This is a genomic window from Tenacibaculum sp. TC6, assembly GCF_050606265.1.
Taxonomy (GTDB): domain Bacteria; phylum Bacteroidota; class Bacteroidia; order Flavobacteriales; family Flavobacteriaceae; genus Polaribacter.
The window spans coordinates 1-6,635 of the sequence record NZ_JBOCUK010000061.1 but is presented as its reverse complement, the minus strand read 5'-3'; the positions used below and the strand labels follow the sequence as shown (position 1 = coordinate 6,635).

Here is a 6,635-nt window from a genome sequence, read left to right as displayed (position 1 = left end):
TTTCCTTTTGAAGCACAATATGTTACACTATTGCTTAACGTGGTTACACTTACTACATTACTTGAGCCTGACTCATTTCCGGCTGCATCTTTTGCCTTTACTGAGAAACTATATGTAGTATTCGCTGTTAAGCCGCTTACATTAGATGTAGTTCCTGTTACTGTACTTATTTTTGTTGATCCTTGATAAACATCATAACCTGTTACTCCAACATTGTCTGTTGATGCTGTCCAGCTTAACGTTAAACTTGTTTGTGATACATTAGAAGCGGTTAAACTACCCGGTGCTGTAGGAGCTTGAGTATCGGCTTGCGCAGCACCTACTACTACTGTATAATCTTCTACTTCTCCATCAAAATTAGTCGCACAAGAAGTTGGATCTGAATTATATTTAGCAGCTACTCTCATTCGTGTACTTCCTAATTTAGCTCCGGCTGGAACTGTAATTGCTTTTGCCGGTAAAGCTCCGTTAGAAACATTACTAATGTTTCCTAAATCATAAGCCTCTCCGCTATCAGCAAAATCTCCATCCTGGTTCCAATCAATCCAAGCAAAAGCATCAACTCTATAATTCCCATCGGTATTTACTGATACTGTAAGATTCGTTGAAGAAGATTGTGAAACCGTAGTACTTAAATTAGTAAAGTTTTCATATCCTTTATCTTTTGCTGGTCCATCCGCTTTATCTATGGATCCGAATTGAACTCTGGTAACTCCTGTTGCATAAGATGTATTTCCGCTAGAAGTACAATATGTAATTGTTACTGCCGGTGTTGTAAAACTTGCTGAGCTACTATACGCTGAATTAGTTCCGTTTGAACATTTACTACGAACTTGTACTTCGTATTGAGTTGATGCTGATAAACCGCTTAATGATGTTGTTGTTCCTGATACAGCATTGGTAGTCCATGTACTGGTTCCTACTTGACGATATCTAACATCATAAGTAGCTCCTGATACTGAACTCCATGAAACGGTAGCTCCTGATGAAGTTACTCCTGATACTGAAACTCCTGTCGGAACCGTTGCATTACAAACAACTGGTGTTCCTGTAATACCTGTAACAATTAACGTGTAGTTTTGACTTCCGCCTGTTAATGATCCTTTGTGAGTTACTGTAATTGTATAGGTTCCTGATGCTCCTGAAACATCTACTCTTTCAAATGGATCAACATTATTATCTTGCTTTGCGCTCGTAGTTGGTCCTGTTAACTTATAAGGTAAATATGTAGTACCACTTTTTGATACTCTTAAGTCTAAATCGTTTACCAATACTGGTGTTGTTGAATTAACTGTAGTATTAGCTGTTCCTGGTCTGTCTGTCCAAGAAATAGATGCTAATAACGGACTTGTTCCGTCTGAATCAACAGTAATTGTATAGGTTTGCCCTGAAGTTAATGTTAATTCTTCAATTTTAGTTTGATTTCCTCTTTGAGAAATTGCTTCAGCTGCTCTTTTAGTATTTAATAATCCCCATCCAAATTTAGCATCCGGTCCTGAAGCTCCGGCATCATCAGCTGTATGTAAAACTAAGCCTTTTAACGATGCAGATTTCATGAATGCTCCTTGCGTATTATTATAGTGTTGTTGTAAAAGTAATAATGATCCTGCTACGTTTGGTGATGCCATAGAGGTACCAGTAATTGAATTATAAGCAGTATCACTACTTTCATAAGTTGAATATACTTGTGTTCCGTTTCCTGTAATATCCGGCTTGATACGGAAATCATCTGTAGGACCTTCACTACTTGAACTGTTTATTGAAACAGAAACTAAATTCCCACTAGCATCTATATTAGCATCTTGTGCATTTGCTACTACTAGGTTATTTTTAGAAGTAGAGTGCCCTGTTAATTTATCCCATCCACTTCCTCCGGTTGGATTTGTGTTAGCTGTATCATCAGTTCCATCATTTCCTGCCGCTACAACCATTAAGTAGTTAGGGGCATTGAACATAATTTCATCCCAATCACGAGATTCAGTGATATAACCTCCAAAGTAATGTTGAGGTAATTGCACTTGACCGAATTGATTTCTTGCAGCATACCCATATGAATGGTTTGAAATTAACATTCCATTAGCTGCAGCATTTGTAGCTTCTGTTTTATCGTTATTCCAATCATATCCTACTGCTTTTGCATGTGGAGCCATTCCTTTAGCATTTGCTTGCACACCTGATGCTATAATAGTACCGGTAACATGTGCCGAGTGGTAGTGTAATGCTGTAGTACCATCACCAATAGAAAAACGGTTGTTTCCTCCCGCTCCATCATACTCTTGGTGCGTAGTTCTTGCTAAACCTCCATCCCAAACGTGAGCTGTCATGTTTTGTCCCATTAAGTTTAACCCTAAGGAACCTCCTGAATGTAAATGGTTAGTTCTTGTAGATTTGGCAGCATCAACATTAAATGTTGTATAATAAATTGGTTTGCCATTAACTACTCTTTGCAGTTCAACCATACGACCATCTTTAGTTGTAAATCTTGTTTGCCAACCATTTTGTTTTGCTAATCGTAGAGCTTCTTGTTTTTCATTTAAAGCATTTTTTTGAAGATTTTGCTTTAAAGTTTCAAGTTTAGTTAAGTTATATCCTCTACGGATTTGCTCAACTTCACTTTTGTTTTGTGCTTGTAACTGAGCATTAAAGGTAAAACCAATAAATGCACCAGTAACTACAAGACTTTTGAAGTACTTGTGTTTCATTATAAGAAGGGTTTTAAAATTTAATTTTTGCTTTAATTAATCATCACCGATTTATGAATAAAAGTTATAAATCTTCAATATTTTGATTAAAACAGTGCCAAATATATATTTTTTTTTTTAACAAAAAAATAACAATTTAAAAACAGAAAGTACTAACTCATTAAAAAACAGCCAAGAACCCAGAAAACATCACGGAATATTAACCTATGTTAATTTTTTGTTATCTGTTAAATTTATCTCTTTGGTAATTAGATTATTTATGACTAGCACCCTTTACCCCATATAATATATAAAACTGTTTTTCAGCCATATAAACACTATTTTATTTGTTTTCAAATTTTTTTTAATCATAGATTTTTCTGTTTGATTTGAAATTTTCTACAGTGTACATCTTTAAAAAAGAAAAATACCTCATAGTTTCTTTTAAATTTTTAGGCAACAAAAAAGCCCCAGCAATGCTGGGACTTTAATTATTTCTATGTAATTGGTTAAAACTATCTTTTAACCAGTTTTGTTGTTAGTAATTTCTGACCATCATTAACCTCTAAAATATAAATTCCTGAGTTTAATTCTGACACATCTAATGTAGATGATAACTTTCCTGATTTAACTACACTTCCTATCGTATTTACAATCTTATAAGTTGAACCCTCTACTCTAGAACCTACTTTTACTTGTACTGAAGTAATTGCAGGGTTTGGATAAGTCATTAAACCTACATTTTGCTCATCTCTTAACACTTCTGCATCAACAATATCAGTAGTTTTAGCTGAACTCGATGTAATATTTACTGTATAATCTTCTACCTCTCCGTCAGCAAAAGTTTCACAAGCTGTTTGAGCTGCATCATATTTCATAGATACACGCATTCTTGTTGAACCTAGTACTGCTCCTGTAGGTACATCAACTGTAGCTGTTAAGTTGTTTGCACTTGATGAAGATCCTGAAACAACTTTTTCTGAACTTTCAAAAGTACCATTTTGGTTAAAATCAATCCATACTGCCCAATATTCAGTATAAGCTGTTCCTTTAAATCCAGCACTTACAATCATTTGATTTGAACTTCCTTGAGCTATTGTTGCTACTTTAGCAGTGTAATCTTTGTAACCTCCATCATTACCTGTAGCATTCTTCATTCCTCCTAATTCAACATTATCAATCCACTCATAGGTAGAACGGTTTCCTTTAGAAGCACAATAAGATACTGAATTTAATAATGTAGTTACATTTACTGTATTACTTGAAGCAGAAACGTTACCTGCGGCATCTTTTGCTTTTACTGAGAATGTATAAGCTGTACCTGCAGTTAAACCAGTTACACTATATGTTGAACCTGTATCTGAACCGATTTTAGTAGTTCCTCTGTAAACATCATAACCTGTTACTCCAACATTATCTGTTGATGCTGTCCAGCTTAACGTTAAACTTGTTTGTGATACATTAGAAGCGGTTAAACTAACCGGTGCTGTAGGAGCTTGAGTATCGGCTTGCGCAGTACCCACTACTACTGTATAATCTTCTACTTCTCCATCAAAATTAGTCGCACAAGAAGTTGGATCAGAATTATATTTAGCAGACACTCTCATTCGTGTACTTCCTAATTTAGCTCCGGCTGGAACTGCAATTGCTTTTGCCGGTAAAGCTCCGTTAGAAACATTACTAATGTTTCCTAAATCATACGCCTCTCCACTATCAGCAAAGTCTCCATCTTGGTTCCAGTCAATCCAAGCAAAAGCATCAATTCTATAGTTTCCATCAGTATTTACTGATACTGTAAGATTCGTTGAAGAAGATTGAGAAACCGTAGTACTTAAATTAGTAAAGTTTTCATATCCTTTATCTTTTGAAGGCCCATCCACTTTATCTATTGATCCGAATTGAACTCTGGTAATTCCTGTTGCATAAGAAGTATTTCCACTAGAAGTACAATAAGAAATAGTAACCGCTGGAGTAGTAAAGTTTACAGAAGCACTGTAGTTTGAATTTGTTGAAGAACACTTACTACGTACTTGAACTTCGTATTGGGTTGAAGCTGATAATCCACTTAATGAAGTTGACGTTCCTGAAACTGCTGATGTAGTCCATGAAGAAGAAGATGTAGCTTTATATCTTACATCATAAGTAGCTCCTGACACAGAACCCCAAGATACTGAAGCTCCTGATGAAGTAACTCCTGATACTGAAACTCCTGTTGGAACCGTTGCATTACAAACTACTGGCGCACCTGCTTTGTCAGATAAAGCTAAAGCTCTTCTAGAACCTCCTGCCTCTAAAACAGCACGCATTCTATTTTTTTGTCCTAAAGTAAATAAGTTCATACATGCATCATCAGAATAATCCATATAATTTTGAATCATATCTTCTGATCCACAAGAAACATGACCTGAAGCACAACCATAGTTTGCAGCATCAGACTCAGGAGTATCAGACACAAAGTCATCAACACCACATCCTCCGTCACCCCAAATGTGACGTAAGTTAAAGAAATGTCCTATTTCGTGAGTAGTTGTTCTTCCTAAATTAAAACTTGGATTTAAAGTTCCGGTAGATCCAAATGCATCATGAATCATTACTAAACCATCAGTAGATGCTGCACCTCCTGGAAATTGAGCATATCCTAAAATAGTTCTATCTCCTTGTGGACTAGTATTCGTCATTTTAGGTACAATCCACATATTTAAATACTGAGAAGTATCCCAAGCATCAACCCCTCCTGAAGAAGAACTTTTCATAGCGTTGTATGCTTTGTATTTTGTTCCCCAATCTACTGAACTAACCTGTTTTCTAGTAATTGCTGTAGTTGCATTTCCACTAGGGTCTACGGTAGCCATTGCAAATTCAATTTCAGTATCAGCTGCTTGAGCCCACTTATTTGTTCTGTCTGTATTAGTTCTTCTAAAATCTTTGTTTAAAACATCTATTTGTGAAAGAATTTGTGCATCACTAATATTGTTTGTAGAATTAGTATATAAAACATGTACTACTACTGGAATTGTAATAATATTTCCATTTATTCTACTTTGTCTTGACTCCATTACTTTTACTCTTTTTTGAGTAAATTCTTCAATTTGAGCCATTCTTTGTTCAAGACCAGGATCTTGTGATTTTCTATGTTGTAGATCTTCCACTGTGTAACAATCACGCTTGATTGTTTTGCTTTTCTTTTGAGAAAAGGCAGCAGATCCCATTAATAAGCACAGAAGTGCAAGGGTAATTTTTTGTTTCATTTCTGAAGGGTTTTTAAGTTACATTTTGTTTTCCTGCTTTATATTTATGTTATTTTTAAAATAAAAGCAGCAGCAAATATATATTTTTTTTAAACAATTGATAACAAAAAGTTAAAAACATAGAGTTTTACACAATTTAATAGTATACTTTTAAATAAAAAACACCCAAAAACAACAATAATTACACATAAAACAACAAACAAGCAACTTTGTTTAATTAATTAAATTTTACACTAAAAAACACTTATTACTTAATAAAAAAAGTCCGAGAGTTTCTCGGACTTTATCGTAATAAATAAAAAGTAAATTATTTTTTAATCAGTTTTGTTGTTAGCAATTTCTGACCATCATTAACTTCTAAAATGTACATTCCTGAGTTTAACTCTGACACATCTAGTGTAGACGATAACTTTCCTGATTGAACTACACTTCCTATCGTGTTTACAATCTTATAAGTTGAGCCTTCTGTTCTGAAACCTACTTTTACTTGTACCGAATTAATTGCAGGATTTGGATAAGTCATTAAATCAACTCCTCCATTATTATCTAAAGTAGTTGCTTCTGTATCAGTAGTAATTGCTGTATAGTTTATAGTACCTGATGTAATATTTACCGTATAATCTTCTACCTCTCCGTATGAGAATGACTCACAAGCTGTTTGGGTAGCATTCCACTTCATCGATACACGCATTCTCGTTGATCCTAA

General features: G+C 34.8%; 3 protein-coding genes. All 3 read right to left on the bottom strand.

Annotated elements, in window-relative coordinates; all coding sequences use genetic code 11:
• Positions 1-2,702: S8 family serine peptidase (locus tag ACQY1Q_RS17100; RefSeq protein WP_431006548.1), on the bottom strand; the 2,702-nt coding region annotated here is incomplete at its 3' end.
• Between the two features lie 494 nt (positions 2,703-3,196).
• Positions 3,197-5,929 (bottom strand): GEVED domain-containing protein, encoded by a 2,733-nt coding sequence (locus tag ACQY1Q_RS17095; protein WP_431006547.1) that lies wholly within the window; start codon positions 5,927-5,929, stop codon positions 3,197-3,199.
• 307 nt (positions 5,930-6,236) lie between these two features.
• The coding region (locus ACQY1Q_RS17090; RefSeq protein ID WP_431006546.1) for a T9SS type A sorting domain-containing protein at positions 6,237-6,635 on the bottom strand (399 nt) is incomplete at its 5' end.